Annotated in this window: 21 protein-coding genes; 4 read left to right on the forward strand and 17 right to left on the reverse strand. The window is 72.0% G+C overall.

All coding sequences use genetic code 11. The features are described 5' to 3' along the window. The first annotated feature begins 2 nt into the window (after positions 1-2). Both MKD51_RS12630 and MKD51_RS12635 read left to right on the forward strand, forming a co-directional pair. Positions 3-911, forward strand: coding sequence for a glycine betaine ABC transporter substrate-binding protein (locus MKD51_RS12630; protein WP_240240651.1), 909 nt, complete (start codon positions 3-5; stop codon positions 909-911). A gap of 237 nt (positions 912-1,148) precedes the next feature. After that, complete coding sequence (locus MKD51_RS12635) at positions 1,149-1,511, forward strand: GIY-YIG nuclease family protein (protein WP_240240652.1); 363 nt, start codon at positions 1,149-1,151, stop codon at positions 1,509-1,511. A gap of 426 nt (positions 1,512-1,937) precedes the next feature. Here the strand turns inward: MKD51_RS12635 and MKD51_RS12640 are convergent, their stop codons facing one another. From MKD51_RS12640 to MKD51_RS12695, 12 genes are read right to left on the reverse strand one after another with little or no spacing between them, the layout of a single operon-like run. Then, a complete protein-coding gene (locus tag MKD51_RS12640; RefSeq protein WP_240240653.1) occupies positions 1,938-3,005 on the reverse strand; it encodes an alpha/beta hydrolase in 1,068 nt (355 codons plus the stop codon). Between the two features lie 13 nt (positions 3,006-3,018). Beyond that, positions 3,019-3,648: a CoA transferase subunit B gene (locus tag MKD51_RS12645; protein ID WP_240240654.1), complete on the reverse strand. Its 630-nt coding sequence runs from the start codon at positions 3,646-3,648 to the stop codon at positions 3,019-3,021. A 1-nt stretch (position 3,649) separates the two neighbouring features. Continuing rightward, on the reverse strand, positions 3,650-4,438 hold the full coding sequence (locus MKD51_RS12650) for a CoA transferase subunit A (RefSeq protein ID WP_240240655.1): 789 nt from the start codon (positions 4,436-4,438) through the stop codon (positions 3,650-3,652). Beyond that, complete coding sequence (locus MKD51_RS12655) at positions 4,438-5,370, reverse strand: alpha/beta fold hydrolase (RefSeq protein WP_240240656.1); 933 nt, start codon at positions 5,368-5,370, stop codon at positions 4,438-4,440. Before MKD51_RS12655 ends, MKD51_RS12650 begins: the two co-directional genes overlap by 1 nt. Further along, positions 5,367-6,113, reverse strand: coding sequence for a 3-hydroxybutyrate dehydrogenase (locus tag MKD51_RS12660; RefSeq protein WP_240240657.1), 747 nt, complete (start codon positions 6,111-6,113; stop codon positions 5,367-5,369). The genes MKD51_RS12655 and MKD51_RS12660 overlap by 4 nt, the downstream gene beginning before the upstream one ends. Next, a complete protein-coding gene (locus MKD51_RS12665) occupies positions 6,110-6,784 on the reverse strand; it encodes a TetR/AcrR family transcriptional regulator (protein ID WP_240240658.1) in 675 nt (224 codons plus the stop codon). Before MKD51_RS12665 ends, MKD51_RS12660 begins: the two co-directional genes overlap by 4 nt. After that, positions 6,781-8,331, reverse strand: a complete 1,551-nt coding sequence (locus tag MKD51_RS12670; RefSeq protein WP_240240659.1) for an AMP-binding protein — start codon at positions 8,329-8,331, stop codon at positions 6,781-6,783. The genes MKD51_RS12665 and MKD51_RS12670 overlap by 4 nt, the downstream gene beginning before the upstream one ends. A 4-nt stretch (positions 8,332-8,335) precedes the next feature. Continuing rightward, entirely contained in the window at positions 8,336-9,445 is a 1,110-nt protein-coding gene (locus MKD51_RS12675) for a branched-chain amino acid ABC transporter permease (RefSeq protein ID WP_240240660.1), read from the reverse strand. A gap of 9 nt (positions 9,446-9,454) precedes the next feature. Continuing rightward, complete coding sequence (locus tag MKD51_RS12680; protein ID WP_240240661.1) at positions 9,455-10,333, reverse strand: branched-chain amino acid ABC transporter permease; 879 nt, start codon at positions 10,331-10,333, stop codon at positions 9,455-9,457. Continuing rightward, complete coding sequence (locus MKD51_RS12685; RefSeq protein ID WP_240240662.1) at positions 10,330-11,037, reverse strand: ATP-binding cassette domain-containing protein; 708 nt, start codon at positions 11,035-11,037, stop codon at positions 10,330-10,332. The genes MKD51_RS12680 and MKD51_RS12685 overlap by 4 nt, the downstream gene beginning before the upstream one ends. Continuing rightward, entirely contained in the window at positions 11,034-11,786 is a 753-nt protein-coding gene (locus MKD51_RS12690; RefSeq protein ID WP_240240663.1) for an ABC transporter ATP-binding protein, read from the reverse strand. The genes MKD51_RS12685 and MKD51_RS12690 overlap by 4 nt, the downstream gene beginning before the upstream one ends. Next, positions 11,786-12,991, reverse strand: a complete 1,206-nt coding sequence (locus MKD51_RS12695) for a substrate-binding domain-containing protein (protein WP_240240664.1) — start codon at positions 12,989-12,991, stop codon at positions 11,786-11,788. The genes MKD51_RS12690 and MKD51_RS12695 overlap by 1 nt, the downstream gene beginning before the upstream one ends. Positions 12,992-13,288: 297 nt before the next feature. Here MKD51_RS12695 and MKD51_RS12700 point away from each other — a divergent pair, with 297 nt between their 5' ends. After that, positions 13,289-14,386, forward strand: coding sequence for a DUF1611 domain-containing protein (locus MKD51_RS12700; protein ID WP_240240665.1), 1,098 nt, complete (start codon positions 13,289-13,291; stop codon positions 14,384-14,386). After that, positions 14,383-16,137: an ABC transporter ATP-binding protein gene (locus tag MKD51_RS12705; RefSeq protein ID WP_240240666.1), complete on the forward strand. Its 1,755-nt coding sequence runs from the start codon at positions 14,383-14,385 to the stop codon at positions 16,135-16,137. The genes MKD51_RS12700 and MKD51_RS12705 overlap by 4 nt, the downstream gene beginning before the upstream one ends. Positions 16,138-16,297: 160 nt before the next feature. Here the strand turns inward: MKD51_RS12705 and MKD51_RS12710 are convergent, their stop codons facing one another. The 5 genes from MKD51_RS12710 to MKD51_RS12730 form a co-directional block, all read right to left on the reverse strand. Beyond that, the gene (locus MKD51_RS12710) at positions 16,298-16,774 is read right to left on the reverse strand and encodes an SRPBCC domain-containing protein (RefSeq protein ID WP_240240667.1); all 477 of its coding nucleotides are present in this window, start codon (positions 16,772-16,774) and stop codon (positions 16,298-16,300) included. Between the two features lie 2 nt (positions 16,775-16,776). Continuing rightward, positions 16,777-17,145: a metalloregulator ArsR/SmtB family transcription factor gene (locus tag MKD51_RS12715; RefSeq protein ID WP_240240668.1), complete on the reverse strand. Its 369-nt coding sequence runs from the start codon at positions 17,143-17,145 to the stop codon at positions 16,777-16,779. A gap of 140 nt (positions 17,146-17,285) precedes the next feature. Further along, entirely contained in the window at positions 17,286-18,461 is a 1,176-nt protein-coding gene (locus MKD51_RS12720) for a hypothetical protein (protein ID WP_240240669.1), read from the reverse strand. A 205-nt stretch (positions 18,462-18,666) separates the two neighbouring features. Then, a complete protein-coding gene (glpX, locus tag MKD51_RS12725) occupies positions 18,667-19,620 on the reverse strand; it encodes a class II fructose-bisphosphatase (RefSeq protein ID WP_240240952.1) in 954 nt (317 codons plus the stop codon). Between the two features lie 217 nt (positions 19,621-19,837). Next, positions 19,838-20,443 (reverse strand): DAK2 domain-containing protein, encoded by a 606-nt coding sequence (locus tag MKD51_RS12730; protein WP_240240670.1) that lies wholly within the window; start codon positions 20,441-20,443, stop codon positions 19,838-19,840. Positions 20,444-20,571: the final 128 nt, after the last annotated feature.

The following is a 20,571-nucleotide window of genomic DNA, read 5'->3' on the forward strand; positions in this document are numbered from 1 at the left end:
GCATGAACAAGCGATTCATTCGCGGCGCTGCCATCGCAGCCGTCGGCACCCTCGCCCTGGCTGGCTGCTCAGCAGCCGGCGGCGACGGAGGAGATGGCGCCGCGAGCGGCGACCAGACCGACCTCACGATCGGCGTCTTCAACGGCTGGCCCGAGGGCGAGGCCGTCTCCTACCTCTGGGAGGCCATCCTCGAGGAGCAGGGCTATGACGTCGAGCTCGAGTACGCCGACGCCGGCCCGGTCTGGGCTGCGGTCGCGAGCGGCGACTACGACGTCAACCTCGACGCCTGGCTGCCGATGACCCACGCCGAGTACCTCGACCAGTACGGCGAGGACGTCGTCGACCTGGGCTCCTGGAACGACGAGGCCGTGCTCACGATGGCGGTCAACGAGGATGCTCCGATCACCTCGATCGAGGAGCTCGCCGCCAACGCGGACGCCTTCGGCAACCGCATCGTCGGCATCGAGCCCGGCGCGGGCCTCACCGCCGCCACGCAGGACCAGGTCATCCCGACCTACGGCCTGGAGGGCATGGAGTTCCAGACCTCCTCGACCCCCGCGATGCTCGCAGAGCTGAGCGGCGCGATCGAGTCGGGCGAGAACATCGCCGTCACGCTGTGGCGTCCCCACTGGGCATACGACGAGTTCGCCATCCGCGACCTCGAGGACCCGGAAGGCACGCTCGGCGAGGCTGAGGGCATCCACTCGATCGCCCGCACCGGCTTCGAGGAGGACTTCCCGCAGCTGAAGGAGTGGCTGTCGGCGTTCACGATGGACTCCGAGCTGCTCTTCTCGCTCGAGAACGCGATGTTCAACAGCGACGCTGAGGCCAGCGACTACCCCGAGATCGTGCAGACCTGGATCTCTGAGAACCAGGAGTACGTCGACGGGCTGACGGCAAGCGCCGAGTAGGCACTCCCCGCACCAAGACGCCGCCCCCGCATCCACCCGTATGCGGGGGCGCCGTCGTCCGTCAGACGACGAGCGCGTGCGCGTACCTCTGTCGGACTTCAGCCCACGCTCGTCGAGTAGTGCCTCCTCTACGGTCGTCGAGTAGGCCCGCAGGGCCGTATCGAGACGACGATCGCCCTCTCCACAACTTCCGTCGAATCCTCCACGGCCACCCGCGAACCACAGCATGATGCCGCCATGCCCTGGGTCTACATGCTCCGCTGCGCCGACGGCTCCTTCTACGTCGGCAGCACACGCGACATCGAGCGACGACTCGATCAGCACCAGTCCGGCGCCGGCGCTGTCTACACGAAGCGCCGGCTCCCGGTCGAGCTCGTCTTCGCGCACCACGACGACTCTGTCGCGGCGGCGTTCGCGCTTGAGAAGCAGATCCAAGGGTGGAGTCGCGCGAAGCGAGAGGCGCTCATCCGAGGCGACTTCGCGGCGATCGCTGCCGCGGGGAAGAAGCGGGATTGGGCGGGGCACCGAGCGCGGCGGCGCGCGGCCGAGGGCTCCGATGCACCGGTCGTCGAGCCGCCACCTCCGCCGGTCGTCGAGTAGGCCGCAGGTCGCATCGAGACGACAACCAACCGGTCTCGATACGCCGACTGAGTCGGCTACTCGACCGGCGAGAGCAGCCGGTCGTCGAGCCGCCACCTCCGCCGGTCGTCGAGTAGGCCGCAGGTCGCATCGAGACGACAACCGACCGGTCTCGATACGCCGACTGCGTCGGCTACTCGACCAGCGAGAGCAGCCGGTCGTCGAGCTCCCACCCCCGCCGGTCGTCGAGTAGGCCGCAGGTCGTATCGAGACGACAACCAACCGCTCTCGATACGCCGACTGCGTCGGCTACTCGACCAGCGAGAGCAGCCGGTCGTCGAGTAGGCCGCAGGCCGTATCGAGACGACAACCAACCCGTCTCGATACGCCGACTGCGTCGGCTACTCGACCAGCGGGGGTTGGGTCTCGATACGGCCGCTGCGCGGCCTACTCGACCTGCGTGGGGTCTGCCGCCGCGGCGTGCGCCTCGAGGAGGGTGGCGAAGCGGGTGGGGTCCTCGAGGTGCGGCGAGTGGCCGGCGTTCTCGAAGACGACCTCCTCGTAGGCGCCGCCGGCAGCGGCATACGCCTCGAGCACCGCGCGCGTCTGCGCCACCATCTGCTGCGGCGGCGCGGCCTCCTCGCCGGGCCAGCCGGGCACGACGCCGTGCTTGCCGAGCGTGTGGAAGTCGAAGAACGACTCGTCGCCCACGATCGCATCGTGCGCGCCGCGGATCCACAGGATCGCGGGCTTCGAGGCCACGTCGACGATGCCCGTCAGGTCGAGGTGCTTCGCCGACATGGCATTGAGGATGCCGTGGTCACCGGCCGCGAAGCCAGGCCACGAATCCGAAGCCACGCCGTCCCCCGGGTAGTTGCCGACTCCGGTCTTCGTCGACAGCATCGACTCGACCCACAGATCCTCGTGCTCGTCGGCGAAGCCCGGCGCCACATAGCTCGAGCGGTAGACGCTGCGCGGGCTCGTCGGCTCGTCGGCGGAGGTGTCGCCAGCCGCGAGCCGCGCCACGAAGTCGGCGTTCGCTCCCCCGCCGCCCGTGCCCGCCGCATCCGGCGTGCAGAGCGAGCCGTCGAGCCGGGTGCCGAAGCCCTGCGGCGGCAGCGGCGCCTGCAGCGTCAGCGAGCGCACCAGCTCTGGCCGGTCGAGCAGCAGCTGCATGACGACGCCGCCGCCCATCGACCAGCCGGCCACGTGCGCGCCCGAGACGCCCAGGGCATCCATGACCGACGCGACGTCGTCCGAGAAGTCGCGCATGCCGCGGGTGGCGTCGACGGGCAGGGTCTCGCTGTCACCGAATCCGCGCAGGTCGATCGCGATCGTCGGCCGCGGCAGCGCCAGCATGAGCGGCTGCCAGAACAGCGAGGAGGAGACGTTGCCGTGGATGAGCACGACGGGCGCTGCGTCGCCGCCCTCTGCGGGCGTGTGGCGCAGCACGGATGCCCGGAGGCGCTCGGTCTCGACGAAGGACTGCTCGATGCCGTCCAGCAGCGTCGTCATGCCAGGAGCCGGGTCACGCCAGGATCTCCGGCTCGGTCTTCTCGCGGACCTCCTCGAGCGTGACGCCCGGCGCCAGCTCGACGAGCCGCAGGCCCTCCGGCGTCACGTCGAGCACGGCCAGGTCGGTGACGATGCGGTCGACGACGGCCTTGCCGGTGAGCGGCAGCGAGCACTCGTTCAGGATCTTCGCCGAGCCGTCCTTCGCGACGTGCTCCATGAGCACGATCACCCGGGCGGCGCCGTGCACGAGATCCATCGCGCCGCCTGGCCCCTTGACCATCTTGCCGGGGATCATCCAGTTGGCGATGTCGCCGGCGACCGAGACCTGCATCGCGCCCAGGATGGCGGCGTCGATCTTGCCGCCGCGGATCATCGCGAACGACGTGGCGGAGTCGAAGAACGACGTGCCAGGCAGCGTCGTGACGGTCTCCTTGCCGGCGTTGATGAGGTCGGGGTCGACGTTCTCCTCAGTGGGATACGGCCCGACACCGAGGATGCCGTTCTCGCTCTGGAGCACGACGGTCACGTCGTCGGGCACGTAGTTGGGCACCAGCGTGGGCAGGCCGATGCCGAGGTTGACGTACATGCCGTCCTCGAGCTCCTGCGCGGCTCGCGCGGCCATCTCGTTGCGGGTCAGTGCCATGTCAGTTCTCCTCTGCGCCTGCTGCTTCGGTCACCGTGCGGCGCTCGATGCGCTTCTCGATGTCGCTGCCGACCTCGATGACTCGGTGCACGAACACGCCCGGCAGGTGCACCGCATCCGGGTCGATCTCGCCGGGCTCGACGAGCTCCTCCACCTGCGCGATGCAGATGCGGCCCGCCATCGCCGCGGGCGGCGAGAACTGCCGGGCGGCCTTGTTGAAGACCAGGTTGCCGTGGCGGTCGCCGCGCAGCGCGTGCACGAGCGAGAAGTCGGTGGTGATGGCCTCCTCGAGCACGAACTCCAGCGGCTCGCCGTTGACATCGAACGTGGCCGTGGGCTTGGGCTCGGAGGCCTTGGCCACCGAGCCGTCTGCGTTGTAGCGCTGCGGCAGCCCGCCCTCGGCCACCTGCGTGCCGACGCCCGTGCGCGTGTAGAAGGCGCCGATGCCCGAACCGCCCGCGCGCAGCTTCTCGGCGAGCGTGCCCTGCGGCGTGAGCTCGAGCTCGAGCTCGCCCGTGAGGTAGCGGCGCTCGAACTCCTTGTTCTCGCCCACGTAGGAGGAGGTCATCTTGTCGATCTGCCCGTTGCGCAGCAGCAGCCCGAGGCCCCAGTCGTCGACGCCGCAGTTGTTCGACACCACCTTGAGGCCCGTCACGCCGCGCGCCTCGAGCGCCTGGATGAGCGCCATCGGGTTGCCGGAGAGGCCGAAGCCCCCCACTGCGAGCGTCGCGCCATCACCGATGTCTGCGACCGCCTCGGCTGCGCTCGCTACGGTCTTGTCGATCGGCATCAGCGTGCCTCCTTCTCTTCGGCGGGGGCGAGCAGGGCGACCGCCTCGGCGACCGCTCCCACCCCCTGACCCATGAGGATCGTGTAGTGGTTCGTGTGCTCGACGTCGGTCACGGCGAGCGCAGGCAGGCGCGACGTCCACGTCGCGAGCCACTCGTCATCGTAGAGGCCGGGGGTCTCGTCGAACAGGCCGCGGGGGCTGCGCAGCAGCGCCATCGGCACCGTGAGCGAGGCAAGCGCCTCCAGGTAGCCGGCGCGGCCGTCGAGCTCGACGAGGTTGGTGAGCACCGCGTCGGGGATGGCGGAGGGGCGGAGCGCGCCGTCGACGCTGACCAGGTCGTAGTCGACGTACTCCTCGATCGCGGCGCTCCAGTAGGGCCCGAACGCCGGATGCGCGCGCCAGTAGTCGCGGTAGGCGGCGTGGGAGGGGAAGGTCATCCCGAGCCGCTCGATGGCCGGGCCCAGCACATCCGCCGGCGTCAGTCCGCTGCTCTCCGGCACCGGCCGCAGCGGCACGCCGCCGTCGACCAGCACGAGCGAGGCCACGAGCTCCGGATGCGCGTGCGCGAGCCGCACGCCGACGAAGCCGCCCATCGAGTGCCCGACGATGCGCGCCCGCCCGAAGCCGGCGGCCCGGATGGCGGCGGCGAGATCCTCGGCATGCTGCTCGAGCCCGTAGGGGCCGGGCAGCGCGCGCGAGCCGCCGCGGCCGCGCAGGTCGACCGCGAGCACGGGCACGTCGAGGCGCGCGACCAGCGGCGAGAACGAGCGGTGGTTGGCCGTGATGCCGTGGATCGCGACGACCGGGATCCCCGCCGCATCCGCGTTCCACACCGTCGCGACGAGCTCGCCGCCGTCCACCGGCACGCGCAGCCGAGTCTCGGCCAGCGCTCCCCCGTGCTCGGTCGTCACGTGCGTCGTCCCCTCGGTCATCGGGCGCTCCATCCGCCATCCATCACGTACGAGCTGCCGGTCACCATGCCCGCGTGCGGGCCGGCGAGCCAGGTCGCGAGCGACGCGACCTCCTCGGGCTCGACCAGCCGCTTGATCGCCGCCTCGGTGAGCATGACCTTCTCGAGCACCTCGTCCTCGGGGATCCCGTGGGTGGCCGCCTGGTCGGCGATCTGCGCCTCCACGAGCGCCGTCCGCACGTAGCCGGGGTTGATGCAGTTCGAGGTGACGCCATGCGGGGCGCCCTCGAGCGCCGTCACCTTCGAGAGCCCCTCGAGGCCGTGCTTGGCGGCGACGTAGGCAGATTTGAAGGCGGATGCGCGGAGGCCGTGCACGCTCGAGAGGTTGATGACGCGCCCGAAGCCGCGCTCGACCATGCCCGGCAGCGCCGCGCGGATCAGCAGGAACGGCGACTCGAGCATGAGCGTGTGGATCCTGCGCCACATCTCGGGCTCGTACTCGGCGATCGGCGCGACGCGCTGGATGCCGGCGTTGTTCACGAGGATGTCGGCGCGCAGCTCGAGCGACTCGAGCGCGCCGACGTCGAGCAGGTCGACCTCCCACGACTCGCCGCCCAGCTCAGCCGCGAGCGCCTCGGCTGCCGCGCCGTCGCGATCGGCGATCACCACCTCCGCGCCCTCCGCGGCGAACGAGCGGGCGATCGCCGCACCGATGCCGGCGGCCCCGCCGGTGATGACGGCCCTGCGGCCTGCGAGCGTGCTCATGCGTCCTCCTTGGATGCGGTGGTTCGAGTGGATGCGGTGGGTGACGTCGTCGGGGTGTCTGCCGTGCCGAGCGCGCGCCGCACGAACGCGACCATCTCGTCGAACACGTGGTCGGGCACCGGGGTGGCGCCGGTGCCGTAGGGCCCGGTGTCCCCCGTCGGCCACAGCACGTAGCGCATGCCGATCATCTCGCCGACGCCCATCAGCGCCCAGGCGGCGACCTCCGGGTCGATGTCGCCGACCTCGCCGTTCGCCTTCGCGCGCGTCAGGCCGTCGCGGTAGCCCTCGACGATGCGCTCGTAGTGGTTGCGCATGGCACCCGGGGAGACGTACTCCGCCTCGCGCACCACGCGGTAGAGCGCGGGGTGCTCGGCCGTGAAGGCGAAGAACTCCCGGAAGCCCTCGGCCTCTGCCTCGGCGCGGTTGCTGCCGCGCGCCGCGCCGTCGCTCATGGCCTTGCGCACGCGCCGGTTGAGATCCTCCACGAGCTGCTCGAACAGGTCGAGCTTCGAGGCGAAGTAGAGGTAGAAGGTGCCCTGCGCGACGCTCGCGCGCTCGGTGATGCGCGAGATCGACGCCGCCTGATAGCCCTGCTCGGCGAAGACCTCCTCTGCGGCGGCCAGCAGCTTGGCCTTGGTCTGCTCGCCGCGCTTCGTCCTCGGCTCGTTCACGATGCATCCGCCCCCTCTGCCGCATAGGCGGCGGTCAGTGCCCGACGCAGCGGCTTGCCGCTCGTGGTGCGCGGGATCGCGTCGATGCGCAGGTAGCGCTTCGGATGCTTGAAGTCGGCGATGCGTCCGTCGAGGTGATCGCGCAGCGCGGCATCGTCGACCGGCTCTGCCAGCACCAGCCATGCGACGAGCTGCTCGCCCCAGTGCTCGCTCGGCACGCCTGCGACAGCCGCGTCGTCCACGGCCGGATGCTCCAGCAGCGCCAGCTCGACCTCGATCGGCGCGATCGACTCGCCGCCGGAGCGCACGATGTCCTTCATCCTGTCGACGATGCGCACCCGGCCTGCCGCGTCCCGCGAGACGAGGTCGCCGGTGCGCAGCCAGGCGCCGTGGTGTGCCGCCGCCGTCGCCTCGGGATCGCGGAAGTAGCCCTGGAAGACCGCCGGGCCGCGCACGAGCAGCTCGCCCGTGCCGGGGCCGTGCACGACCTGCCCGTCGACGAGCAGTGCGAGATCGACGTGCGGGTAGGCGCGGCCGACCGTGCCCGCATCGGTGTCGTCGTGGCAGATGGTCACGTTGGGCGCGGCCTCCGTGAGCCCGTAGCCCTGCTGCACGAGCATGCCGCGGCGCATGAGCTGCTCGGCCGCGCGCGGGTCGAGCATGCCCCCGCCGACGATGGCGGAGCGGATGCTCGTCAGGTCTCGGGCGGCGAAGTCGGGATGCTGGATGAGGGCACGATAGGTGGTCGGCACGCCCATGGTCGCGGTCACTCGGTGGCGCTCGATGAGGGCGAGCGCGCGGCCGGCGTCGAAGGTGCGCTCGAGCACCACGCGGGCACCGACCCACCAGGCCAGCAGCGGCTGCACGTTCCAGCCCGCCACGTGGTGCTGCGGCAGCACCTGCAGCACGACGTCGTCGGGCGTCAGCGGCGTCGCGCGCGAGAGCGACAGGTTGGCCCACGCGCAGTTGGCGTGCGTGAGCACGACGGCCTTCGGCGCGCTGGTGGTGCCGGAGGTGAACAGCATGAGCAGCCCGTCGTCGTCGAGCGGGGCGCCGTGCCCGACCGGGTGCGTCGCTCTCGGCACCGCGCTCTCGACCCCGGCCGCACCGAGCGCCGTGATCGGCAGCTGCGGGGCGGTGGTGGGGATGCCGCCCTCGGCCATGCGGGCGAGCGCGGCCTCGGCGACGGGCCGGTGGTCGTCCTCGACGAGCAGCAGCGAGGGGTCGGCGATCGCCAGCTGCGCTGCGAGCTCGCCCGCGGTGAGGCGCCAGGAGAGCGGCACGAGCGTGGCACCGGCCTTCGCGCAGGCGAACAGCAGCACCACCTGATCGGCGGTGGAGCCCGTGACGGTCGCGATGCGAGCGCCGCGCCCGTGCCCTGCATCGCCGAGCGCGTGCGCGAGCGCGGTGGCGCGCGCCTCGAGCTCGCCGTAGGTGACCACGACGCCGCGGTCGACGATCGCGGGCCGAGCCGGGTCGGTCGCTGCGCGGTCGGTCGTCCAGCGGCCCAGTGTCAGTGGGCCGGCCGTCTGCGCTGCCTCTGCCATCGCCCTAGGCTTCCAGATCCTGCAGCACGGCGGGCTCCTCGGCTGCCTGCTTGCCGCGGCGCGGTCTCGCGATGCGGTGCGAGAGGCCGACGATGCCACCCGGGGCGAACATCACGACCAGCACGAAGAGCATGCCGAGGATGAACAGCGGCTCCGACAGCGGGATGCGCAGGACGTCGGGCAGCTGCTGGATCCACTCGGCAGACGCGAGCGCCGAGAGCCGCTGGTCGAGCAGCGTGTAGATGATGCCGCCGACGATGGCGCCCCAGCGGTAGCCGACGCCGCCCAGCACGACGATCACGAGCAGCGTGAGCGTGAAGTCGCTCGTGGAGATGCGCGGGGTGGCGGCCGACTGCAGCAGCATGAAGCCGATGCCGGCCACGGCCGCGAGCACGGCGGCGGTCGCGAACAGGAACAGGCGCACGAAGTAGGGCCGCAGCCCCAGCACGGTCACGCGCAGCTCGTTCTCACGCGAGGCCGCGACCACGTGGCCGAGGCGCGAGTGCTCCACCCACACGCACGCGAGGTAGACGAGCACCAGGATCGCAAGCGCCAGCCAGTAGAGGTTGCGGGTGTTGACGACGCCGACGAGGAAGTCGGGCACCATGTCGACCTCGAGCCGCACGCCCTCCTCGCCGCCGGTCAGCCCGCCCACGTTGCGGCGGATCAGCACGTTCATGGCCTGCGCCACGGCGAGCGTCACCATCGCGAACGAGATGCCGGTCACTCGCAGCGCGAGCGCGCCGACGAGGTTGCCGAGCACGAGCGCCAGCACGAGCGTGAGCACGATCGCGATGAGGAAGACCGCCTCCTCCGGCATGCCGCTCGGTGCCAGCAGCCGCAGGATGATGCCGAGGCCGTAGGCGCCCGCTGCGAAGAACATCGCATGGCCGAACGACAGCAGCCCGGCGACGCCGAAGATCAGGTGGTAGCTGAGGGCGAGCGCCGAGATGAGCATCGCGTAGGCGAGCACCGTCAGCGTGCCGGGCGTGTAGGTCGGGCCGGGGAGCACGCCCGGGATGTCGATGGCGAGCAGCGGCAGGATGGCGGCGAGCGCCACGATGGCGACGCCGAGGGCGAGCTTGCCCCAGATCGATTGCATGAAGGTGCGCATCGTCATCTCCTAGTGCTTGACCTTGCCCATGAGGCCGGTCGGTCTGACCAGCAGCACAGCAGCGAGCGCGAGCACGATCGCGAGATCGCCCGTGCCGCCGAGGTAGAAGTTCGCGAACTGCTGGATGACGGCGACGAGCACGGATGCGATGGCGGCGCCTGTGAGGGAGCCGAGGCCGCCGATGACGGTGACGATGAAGGCGTAGATGAGCAGCGACGTGCCCTGGTGCGCGGCCACCTGCCCGTAGTAGACCGAGGCGAGCACGCCGCCGAGGCCCGCAGCCGCCCCGCCGATCGCGAAGACGATCGTGAACGCGCGGCGCACGTCGATGCCGAGCGCCGTCACCATCGTGCGGTTCTCGACGCCCGCGCGGATGACGAGGCCGAAGCTCGTCTTCTGCAGGAAGAGCACGATGAGCAGCAGCACGGCCACGGCGGTGCCGATCAGCAGCCAGCGGTCGTTCGGGATGTGCGCGCCGAGCACATCCGTCGTCTGGCCGAGCCACTCCGGCAGCCGGATCTGGATCGGGTCGGTGCCCCAGATGCCCTCGAAGAGGGCGACGGATGCGAGGCCCAGGCCGACCGTGACGAGCACCTGCTCGATGTGGCGGTTGTAGAGCGGCCGGATGAAGACCAGCTCGGTGATGGCCGCCACGAGGGCGCCGACCACGAGGCCGACGAGCATCCCGACCAGCAGGCCGGCCCAGGAGCCGTCGCCGATGCGGCGGCCGACCTCCCAGCCGAGGAAGCCTGCGAGGGTGAGGAACGAGCCGTGGGCGAAGTTCAGCACGCCCATCAGGCCGTAGATGAGCGAGAGGCCGCTCGCGACCAGGAAGTAGAGGGCGCCGAGGCCGACACCGGTGATGAGCAGCAGCAGCACGGTGCTCACGCGGCCTCCTCCTCGGTCGAGACGCCGAGGTGCCGGTGCACCAGCTCGGAGTCGAGGAACTCGCCCGCGGGGCCCGTGTGCACCACGGTGCCGCCGGAGAGCACGATGACGGTGTGCGCGAGGTCGCGCACGACCTGCAGGTTCTGCTCGACGAGCAGCATGGGGGTGCGCTCCGCCGCGGCCTCGAGCGCCTTCGTGACGGTGCCGACGATGAGGGGCGCGAGGCCCTTCGTCGGCTCGTCGACGAGCAGCAGCCGGTTGTCGTTCATGAGCGCGCGCGAGAGCGAGACCATCTGCTGCTGACCGCCGGAGAGCGTGCCGGCCTGCTGCTTGGCGCGCTCGATGAGCTCGGGGAAGAGCTCGGCGACGATCGAGCGGTTGGGCGCACCGCCGCGCTCGGCGAGTCGCAGGTTCTCCTCGACCGTGAGCTGCCCGAAGACCTCGCGGTCCTCCGGCACGTAGGCGATGCCCTGCTGCACGATGCGATGCGTCATGAGCTTGTCGATGCGGGTGCCGGCGAACGTCACCTCGCCCGTGCGCTCGTAGAGGCCGAGCAGCGCCTTGATGGTCGACGACTTGCCGACGCCGTTGCGGCCCAGCAGCGCGGTGACGCCGTGGTCGGCGACCTCGAACGAGGCGTGCTCGACGACCTGCTGGCCGGCGATCCGCGCGCTGAGCCCGCGCACAGCGAGGATGGCGCTCATACGGTCTCTCCGAGGTAGGCCCGCTGCACCGCGGGGTCGGCCATGACGGCCTTGGGCGAGTCGATCGCGAGCAGCTCGCCGTGGTGCATGACGGCGACGCGGTCGACGAGGCCGAGCAGCACCTCCATGTGGTGCTCGACCATCAGCACGGTGCGGCCGGATGCGTGGAGCCGGCGGATGACCTCGACGAGGCCCGCGACATCGCCGGAGCCGACGCCCGCCATGGGCTCGTCGAGCAGCACGACCTCGGGCTCGGTGGCGAGCAGCATGGCGATCTCGAGCTTGCGCTTGTCGCCGTGCGAGAGCACGCCGGCCGTCGTCTCGAGGTGATGGCCAAGGCCGACCTCCTCGAGGCACCGCAGCGCGACGCCCGCCGCCTCGTCACCCGGCCGCGGGAACCGCCACGGGCTGGTGGCTCCCCCGAGCTTCGACTGCGCTGCCATGCGCACGTTCTCGCCGGCCGTGAGCCCGGGGAAGACGCTGGAGGTCTGGAACGTGCGGCCGAGACCGACCCGCGCCCGCTGATGCACCTTGCGACCGGTGACGTCGTTCCCGGCCAGCAGCACCGTGCCGCTGGTGGGGACGGAGACGCCGGAGATGATGTTGAACAGCGTGGTCTTGCCAGCGCCGTTGGGGCCGATGACCCCGACCATCTCGCCGGTCGCGACCTCGAAGGAGACGTCGTGCAGGATGCGCGCGCCTCCGATCTGGAGGCCTACGGCGCTGAGCGCGAGCGCGGGTCGCTGCATCACTCGGCAGCGATCGCGGGAGCTACCGACTCGCCGTCGACGACCTCGACCAGCTCGGGCACCCAGGTGCCGCCGTCATCCACCAGTGCCACCTGGAACATCGGCTGGATGAGCGCGTGGTCCTCGGCACGGATGGTGAGCTCGCCCTTGACCGACTCGAAGGTCCAGCCCTCGAGCGCCCCGATCATCGCGTCGACGTCGCCCCGGCCCTCGGTGATGGCCTGGACGAGCATCTGCGCGCCGACGAAGCCGTCGACGGTGAACAGGTCGGCCTCGTGGTCGTGCTCCGCGAGGTAGGCGTCCATCGCCTGCGCGGCCTCGGTGTCGGTGGCGCCCGGGAAGTAGTGGTTGAGGAACTGGATGTCGGCGGAGCCGGGACCGTAGGCCTGGTACGAGGCGCGGTCGGCGAGGCCGGTGACGACGGTGGTGTCCGCGAGCACCTGCTGCTGCGCGAGCGCCTCCCACATGGCGCCGGTGGTCGCGCCGGCCCACGCCACGAAGACGAGGTCGGGGCTGGCGGCCGAGATCTGCTGCGCGAAGGGCGTGAACTCCGTGGCGTCCTCGGCGACGAGGATGGGCGTGACGGTCGCGCCCTCGGCGCCGAGCACGGCCTCGACCGAGGCGACGTTGCCCTGGCCGAAGGCGTTGTCCTGCGCGAAGACCACGATGTTCGAGCCCTCGACGCTGTCGAGGAACGTGGCGGCGGTCGCGACATCCTGCAACGTCTGGCGACCCGAGCGGAAGGTCTGCTCGTTGACGCCGGTGATGGCGTCCGCCGCTGCCGGGCCGGAGAGGAACAGCACGTTGTTCTGCGCCGCCTGCTCGGCGACCGCGAGCGCGACGCCGGACGCCGCTGAGCCGCCGATGATCTGGAAGCCCTGGCCGATGACGTCCTTGGCCTGCGTGACGGCGGTGTCGGGGTTGCCCTGGTCGTCGATCCACTCGATGGTGAGGTCGATGCCCTCGATCTCGCCCGTGCCCTCGGTGGCGTAGTCGAGGCCCGCTTCGAAGCCCTGCTGGTAGCTGGCGCCGTAGGCGGCGAGCGGGCCGGTGATGGAGGTGATCATCGCGGCGCTGACAGCCACGGACTCGGTGCCGTCGGCGCCCTCGGAAGCGGCGGGGCCAGCGGTGGTCGGCGCGCACGCCGTGAGCGCGAGCGCGGCGATGGCGACGCCCACCCCGGCGAACTTCGTTGTCCTGCGCATGGAGTTGCCTTTCGAGCTGTGCGAGCCCGCAAGGGAGCTGCTCGGCAAGGCGAGCACTCCCTCGTGCGGCTTCACGGTGTCTTGAACCTGACGACTGGTTCAGGTTTCAGGTTTCATCATGCGAGCCGCTCTGAGAAATGTCAAACGGGCGTTCTCACCGTGACCGGATCGTGACCATCGGAGCCTCGCCGCGCGGGTCTCCGACGTCCGGTGAGAGCCGTCTCATCCGACGCCCATCGCCGACTCATCCGCAGCCGTTGGACTCGGTCTCGTACCGACCAGCGAGGAGAGCCGATCATGACCTTGACCACCGCCACCGGCCAGCACCAGGCCACTGCCGACATCCGCACCGCCGTCGCACTCGCGCCCGGCGCCATGCAGGGCGTGAAGCGCGCCTACTCCACCCGTCGCGTCGACCTCGACCGCGCCGCCATGGCACGCACCGACATCGCACCCGCGAACGGCGACCTCGTGCTCGCCACGGTCGGCACGATCGGCCAGCACGCACGCATCGAGCTGCCCACCGGTCGCCGCGCGCCGATGCGCGAGGGCGAGCGAGTCGTCGTCGCGTTCTCCAACCGCTACGCCCCCGACCAGTTCGAGGCCGTCGTGCCCGACGACCTCGGCCCCACGAGCCTCGTGGCAGGCGGCGGCATCGCGGGCCGTGTCATCGCGCAGCACGCACGCATGGAGGACGCCACCGAGCTCCTCCCGATCGGCCTCCTCGCCGACGCAGACGGCCGCGTGCTCAACGTGGCGGACGGCGCGATCGGCGAGGCGGCGGTGCTCCCTCGGCCGCCCGTCGTCGCCGTGGTCGGCGCCGCGATGAACTCGGGCAAGACCACCACCGTCGCGAAGCTCGTCCAGGGCCTCGCGACCGCTGGCGAGCGCGTCGGTGCGATCAAGGTGACGGGCACGGGCTCCGGCGGTGACGTCTGGTCGTTCCGCGACCACGGCGCGCATGTCGGCTACGACTTCACCGACTTCGGCTGGGCGACCACCGCCGGCATCGGGGTCGCGGCGGTCGCCGAGATCCTGCGCCGGGGCATCGCACGGCTCACGGCCGATGGCTGCACCGCCATCGTCGTCGAGGTCGCCGACGGCGTCTTCCAGCGCGAGACGGGCGAGCTCGTCGAGCACCCGGCGTTCGCCGAACACGTCGACGCCGTGCTGTTCGCGGCGACGGATGCGCTGTGCGGCGTCGCGGGCATCGACTGGCTCGAGCGGCGCGGCCACGCACCGCTGGCGGTCTCCGGCGTGCTGACGGCATCGCCGCTCGCGATCCGCGAGCTCGCCGGACAGACGTCGACGCCCATCTGGGACATCGACACGCTCGCCGATGCCGGCCACGCCAAGGGCGTGCTCGTCACCGCTCGCGAGCTGCGCGACCGATGAGCCGCGGCGGGCTGCCGCGACCGATCGAGCGCGGCAGGATCGGCTCCTTCGTGCTGCTCGTCGCCATCGGCGTCGGGCAGGCGGTGGGGGCGATCGGCCTCGCGATGCTCGTGCAGCTCGCGTTCGAGGTGATCGTCACCAGCTGGGCGAGCCCAGACCCGGCGGACGACCCGGATGCGGCCCGGCTGATCGGGGTCGTGGCGCTGCTGGGCGGGGCGGTCGCGATCACGGCGATCTGCCGCGCCGCCGAGCGCAGCGTCGCGGAGCGGATGGGCCAGCACTACGTGCAGCAGGTGCGCGACCGGCTCTTCCGCCACCTCACCCGCGTGCCGGCACGCGTGCTGGGCCGCAAGGCGAGCGGCTCGCTGCTGCTGCGGTTCGCGGGCGACCTCTCGGCGCTGCGCTCGTGGGTGAGCCTGGGGCTGGCGCGGCTGGTCGTGAGCGGCGTGGCCGTCGTGCTCGTGCTGGCGGTGCTCGTGACGATCGCGCCACGGCTGACGGCGGCCGTCACGGTCGCACTGCTCACCGGCACGATCTGCACGATCGCCGTCGGCATGAGCCTCGCGGATGCGTCGCGGTCGGCCAGGAACCGGCAGGCGAGGCTCTCGGGAGAGGTCGCGGAGCGCCTCACGAACGTCGGCGTGCTGCAGGCCTCCGGGCAGGAGCTGCGCGAGCGGCGGCGGATCGGCCGCAAGGGAGCACTCGTCGCGAGCGCCATGATCCGCCAGGCGCGTGCCGCGGGCACCGCGCGCGGCGTCGCCGAGGCGACCGGCGGCATCGCGACGATCGCCGTGCTCATCGCCGGCGCGCTCGACGTGCGGATGGGCGACACCTCGCCCGCCGCGATCGTCGGCGCCATCACGGTCGTCGGCTTCCTCGCCACGCACCTGCGCGACCTCGGTCGCGTCGCCGAGTATCACGCGCGCGCCGGCGTCGCCCGGCAGGCGGCGATCCGCTTCCTGCAGCTCGAGCCGCTGCCGGATCCCGCCGGGCAGCCAGAGCTGCCCGACGGCCCCGGGGTGCTCGAGCTGCGCGGCGTCGCGCTCGAGCCGGGCCTGCGCGGCGTCACCGCCCGCGCCGAGGCCGGCCAGACCGTGGCGGTCGTGGGCGGCAACGGCGCGGGCAAGTCGACGCTCGGCACCATCGCGGCGCGGCTGGTCGACCCGGAGTCCGGTGCGGTCGTGCTCGACGGCGCCGACCTGCGCGGCGTGCGGCTGCGCTCGGTGCGGCGCGCCATCGGGGTCGTCGGGCCCGACCTGCCGCTCATGCGCGGCACCCTCGAGCGCAACGTGCGCTACCGCATCCCGCGCGCGAGCGACGAGGAGGTGGCGCGCATCGCCGCCGTCACGGGCGTGGATGCGCTGGCGGATGAGCTGGCAGACGGTTGGGACTCGGATGTCGGCGAGTCGGGCAGGCGGCTCTCCGCCGGGCAGCGCACCCGCGTCGCCCTTGCCCGCGCGATGCTGGGAGACCCCCGCATCCTGGTGCTCGACGAGGCCGATGCCCACCTGGACGCGCAGACGCGCGAGACGCTGCGCGGGGTCGTGCGCGGCCGACCCGGCACCACGATCGTGATCACCCACGACGCCGACATGGTCGCATCCGCCGACGTCGTCTGGCATCTGGACGCCGGTCGCCTCGTGGAGGTCGGCGCGCCGCACGCGCTGCTGACGGGCGACGGACCGACGGCGCGGCTGTTCGGCGGAGCCCAGGCACGCCCGCCGCTCCCCCAGCGGGTGACGGCCCGCTGAGCGCCCGCCTGACGGCCCGCCTGACGGCCCGCCGGCACGCGAGAGGGAGTGCTGCGCGCAGGAGGTAGCGGCGCAACGGCACCTCCCGCGCGCAGCACTCCCTCTCGGCGAGGCGCGGCCGCGTGGCCGTCAGGCGAAGCGAGCCGCGGCCGCGTGGCCGTCAGGCGAAGCGAGCCGCCAGCCGCTCGTAGCCCGCCTCGATGCCGGCGTCCATGCCGCTCGCGTAGGCGCCGTCGCGGCTCTCCTTCGAGTCGTAGACCGTGACGGTGCGCAGGGTGGTGATGCCGTCGGCCTCGGTGAGCGTGGTGGTGTTCGTCGTGGGCGGGAACTCCATGCCCTGCATGGCAGAGCCGCTCATCGTCTCGGTGGTGACGATGCGGTGGGGCTCGTCGGCCTCGAGCACGTCGCCGGCGATGATGAGCTCGCCGCCCTCGTCGACCCACACCCAGCGGAACGAGCCGCCGGTGCGCATGTCCATCTCGCAGGTCGGGAACTCGGTGTCGGGGTTGGGGCCGAGCATCCAGGTGCGCACGATCTCGGGCTCGGTGTACGCCTTCCACACCTCGGTCGCCGGGGCGCTGAAGTCGCGCTCGTAGGCGATGGAGGTGTCGTCGGGCAGGCTGAATCGGGTCTTCATGATCACTCCTTGGGGTTGCGACCGGATGCATCCGGCCTGGTTCCCGACGTGAGGTGCGCCTCGAGGCGGTCGAGTCGGGCGTCGACCTCCCCTTCGAACTGCGAGACGAAGACGGCAGCGCGGATGAGCGGCGCGAGCTCGATCATGCGGTGGATGCGCTGCGCATCGCGCTCGGCCCGCACCAGCCCGGCCTCCCCCAGCACCTTGAGGTGCTTGGAGACGGCTGGCTGGCTGAGGCCCGCGAGCGCGGTGAGCTCGGTGACGGTCGCGGGCCCCGATCGCAGCCGCAGCAGGATGCGGCGGCGCGTGCGATCGGAGAGCGCGGCGAAGATGCGGTCGAGCGTCTCGTCGTCGACCGTGCTCTTGTCCATGCTGCGCTCCGCTTCCATCACCGTTCGGTTCTATAACCACTCAGCAATGTACGCACGACTGGTCGGCATGTCAACCCCCGCGCGCGAACGTCGTGGCTGCGCCCATGAGCGTCACGACGGGGCGGCGACGGATGCCCGGGTCATGCCGACGACGCGGGCTCGCGTCGCCCGCCGGCCGCTTCGGCTGCGACGCCCACCAGCCGCTCGAACGGTCCGCGCATCCCGGTCAGCGCCAGCACCGCGCCGATCCCCAGCGCGACCAGGACCTGCAGCGCCCAGCCGCCCCATCCGCCCACCACGCCCGGAGCGGACTCGAAGAGCAGGCCGCCCAGCAGCGTGAGCAGCACCACGTGCACGATGTAGATCGTCAGCGGGGCACCGCCGGCCGCGCGCAGCGGCGCGATGGCGCGCAGTGCGGTCGGCGACAGGCGCCGCGCCAGCAGCCCGAGGAGGGCGATCACCAGCAGCGCGATGCCCGCGGTGCGAGCGACGTCGGCGGGTGTGCCGGTGTGCGGCGCGGCCAGCAGCTGCCACAGCGGGCTCACGCCGGGTGCCGAGCCGTAGCCGTTGGCGAGCAGCTGGTCGCGGGCCAGCGCGGGATCGCCTGGTGCGACCTGCTCGCTCAGCAGCAGCACGCCCACCTCGCTGGCGGCGATGCCGAGGCCGGTGAGCAGCGCGCCGAGGCCGGCCAGCCGCGTCAGCATCGCGCGCTCGCCGCCGGTCGCCGCGGCAGCGAGCAATGCCCGCGCCACGAGCATCCCGATCAGCAGGTAGGCGAGCCAGATCAGTGCCGGATACACGCCGGTGAGCAGCACATCGTTGACCGCGGGCACGACCGCGTCGGCCGGGCTCAGCTGGCTCGACATGCGCCGCAGCGACGGCAGCGCGGTGCCGGCGATCGCCACGACCGTGCCGCCGAAGAGCCCGATCCCGGCGGCGAGCACGAGCAGCAGCCAGGACGGCGCGAGCAGCAGCAGGCCCGCGACCGCGATCGTCACGCCGAACGGCACCAGCACGACGAAGACGGCGGTGGCGAACGGCGCGACGAGCAGGCCCAGCAGCGCCACGACGGCGCCGCGCGCGATCGTCGAGCGCACCGCGCCCCAGCGGTCGCCGGCCGCGAGCCGCGAGCGCGCCGCCAGCACCACGCTCACGCCGCCGAGCACCGCGAACAGCGTCGAGGGCGGGCCCTCAGTGAGCGCGACGACCGCGGCGGGCGGCGGCTCGCCCCAGCTGAGCGTGTGCGCGGCCATCATCCCCGCGACGGCGACCAACCGCGCGAGGTCGATGCCGACGAGGCGTGCGGTGCCGCTCACGCACCCATCGTGCCGCACGCGGGCCGCTCGCCCGCGCATCCCACGCATCTCCTCGCGCCCCCTCGCGCCTCAGCGTGACGCCCCGCCGCCTCACCTGCCGCAGAGATGTGACGATCGGCTCGTTCGCGCCTCCCGTGGCGACCGATGCCCACATGTCTGCTGGCACGGCACGCGCGCTCGCGGCCGCGCCGCGCGGCGACTCCGCTCAGGCTCGCGCGGAGTCCCGCTCGAGCCACTTCTCAGCCCGGTGCTCGGCGATCACGCGGCGGGCGGTGCCGGTCTTGGAGCGCAGCACGAGCGACTCGGTGCGGATGAGCGGCCCCTTGCGGCGCACGCCGTCCAGCAGCTGCCCGTCGGTGACGCCGGTGGCGACGAAGTAGGTGTTGTCGCTCGAGACCAGGTCGTTGAGCGCCAGCACGCGCGTGAGGTCGTGGCCGGCGGCGATGACCTTGCGGTGCTCCTCGTCGCTCTGCGGCGACAGGCGCCCCTCCATGAACCCGCCGAGGGCCTTGATCGCGCACGCGGTGATGACGCCCTCCGGCGTGCCGCCGGCGCCCGCGCACATGTCGATGCGGCTCTCCCAGCGCGCGGCGTTGATGCCGCCGGCGACGTCGCCGTCGCGCATCAGGCGCGTGCCTGCGCCCGCCGAGCGGATCTCGTCGATGAGCTCCGCGTGGCGCGGGCGGTCGAGCACGGCGACGACGATGTCCTCGACGTCCTTGCCCGTCGCGCGCGCGAGCTCGCGGATGTTGTCGCCCATCGACTGCTCGAGCGAGATGATGCCGTGCGCCTCGGGACCGGCGACGAGCTTGTCCATGTAGAAGGCGTCGACCGGGTCGTACATCGTGCCGCGATCGGCGACGGCGATGACGCTCAGCGCGTTCTGCCTGCCCGCGGCCGTGAGCGAGGTGCCGTCGATCGGGTCGACCGCGATGTCGGCGGACGGGCCGCGGCCGTTGCCGACGTGCTCGCCGTTGAAGAGCATCGGCGCCTCGTCCTTCTCGCCCTCGCCGATGACGATGACGCCGTCGAAGGCGACCGTGGCGAGGAAGGTGCGCATCGCGTCGACCGCAGCGCCGTCAGCGGCGTTCTTGTCGCCGCGGCCGATGTAGGGCACCGCGCGGATCGCCGCAGCCTCGGTTGCGCGCACCAGCTCCATGGCGAGGTTGCGGTCGGGGTTGTCGAAGACCGGGGCCTTCTGCGAGTCGCTCTGCGGCACGGGGTGTCCTCCATCGGATCAGGGGTTGCTCCGAGCCTAGTGAGCGGATGCATTCGGCTCGGCGCGGTGTCGGGTGAAAGTCCCGCGGTTCCTTCGCGGGCGATAGTCGGGGTCGCGGTCCGCGCGACGCGCGACTACTCGACCTCGTGACCTGCGGTCACAGCTCGGCGATGACGTCGGCGATCGCGGCCAGGATGACGGCCGACGAGGTGGCGCCCGGATCGGGGTAGCCGAGGTCGGGCGTGGAGGCGTCGAAGCGATCCTCGAAGGCTGCCGTCTCGACCGCCGCCTCCTCTGCGACGCCTGCCGCGTGGGCTGCGGCGTCCGCGCCGGCCTCCCCGCGCTCGAGGTGCACGTGGGCGTCGCCGAGCGCCGGTGCGAGCGTGTCGACGATCGACTTGTCGCCGATGTGGGCGTCGGTCGAGGACTCGAGGGCATGCAGCGCGGCGTCGACGAGCGCGATCGGGCCCCGATCGAGCGCAGCCGCGGCTGCCGTGCCCATCGCGCCCCAGAGCGAGTTGGCGCCTCCCTCCTGGGCGGCCCACGCCTCGGCGGCGGCCGCGAGAGCGGTCCCGTCTGGTGCGGTGGCTGCGGCGGCCTGGGCGGCGGTCGCGCCGGCGAGGATGTTCGTGCCGTGGTTGCCGTCGTCGGCGACGGCGTCGAGCTCGTCGAGCTCTTGCTGAGCCTCTGCGAGCGCGGCGACGATGCGCTCGAGCGCGGTGCGGACGATCGCGTCGTGCTGCTGCCCGTCGTGCGTCTGCATGTCGTGCCTCCCTGGCACCCGGTGTCCCGGGCACGTGCCAGAAGCCTAGACCGCGCGGCCGAACGGCAGGCGAATCGCGCGCGAACAGAGGAACAGGCCGGATCGGGTGTCGCGGTTCCCGATCCGGC

The sequence above is a fragment of the Agrococcus sp. ARC_14 genome (genome assembly GCF_022436485.1).
Lineage (GTDB): Bacteria > Actinomycetota > Actinomycetes > Actinomycetales > Microbacteriaceae > Agrococcus.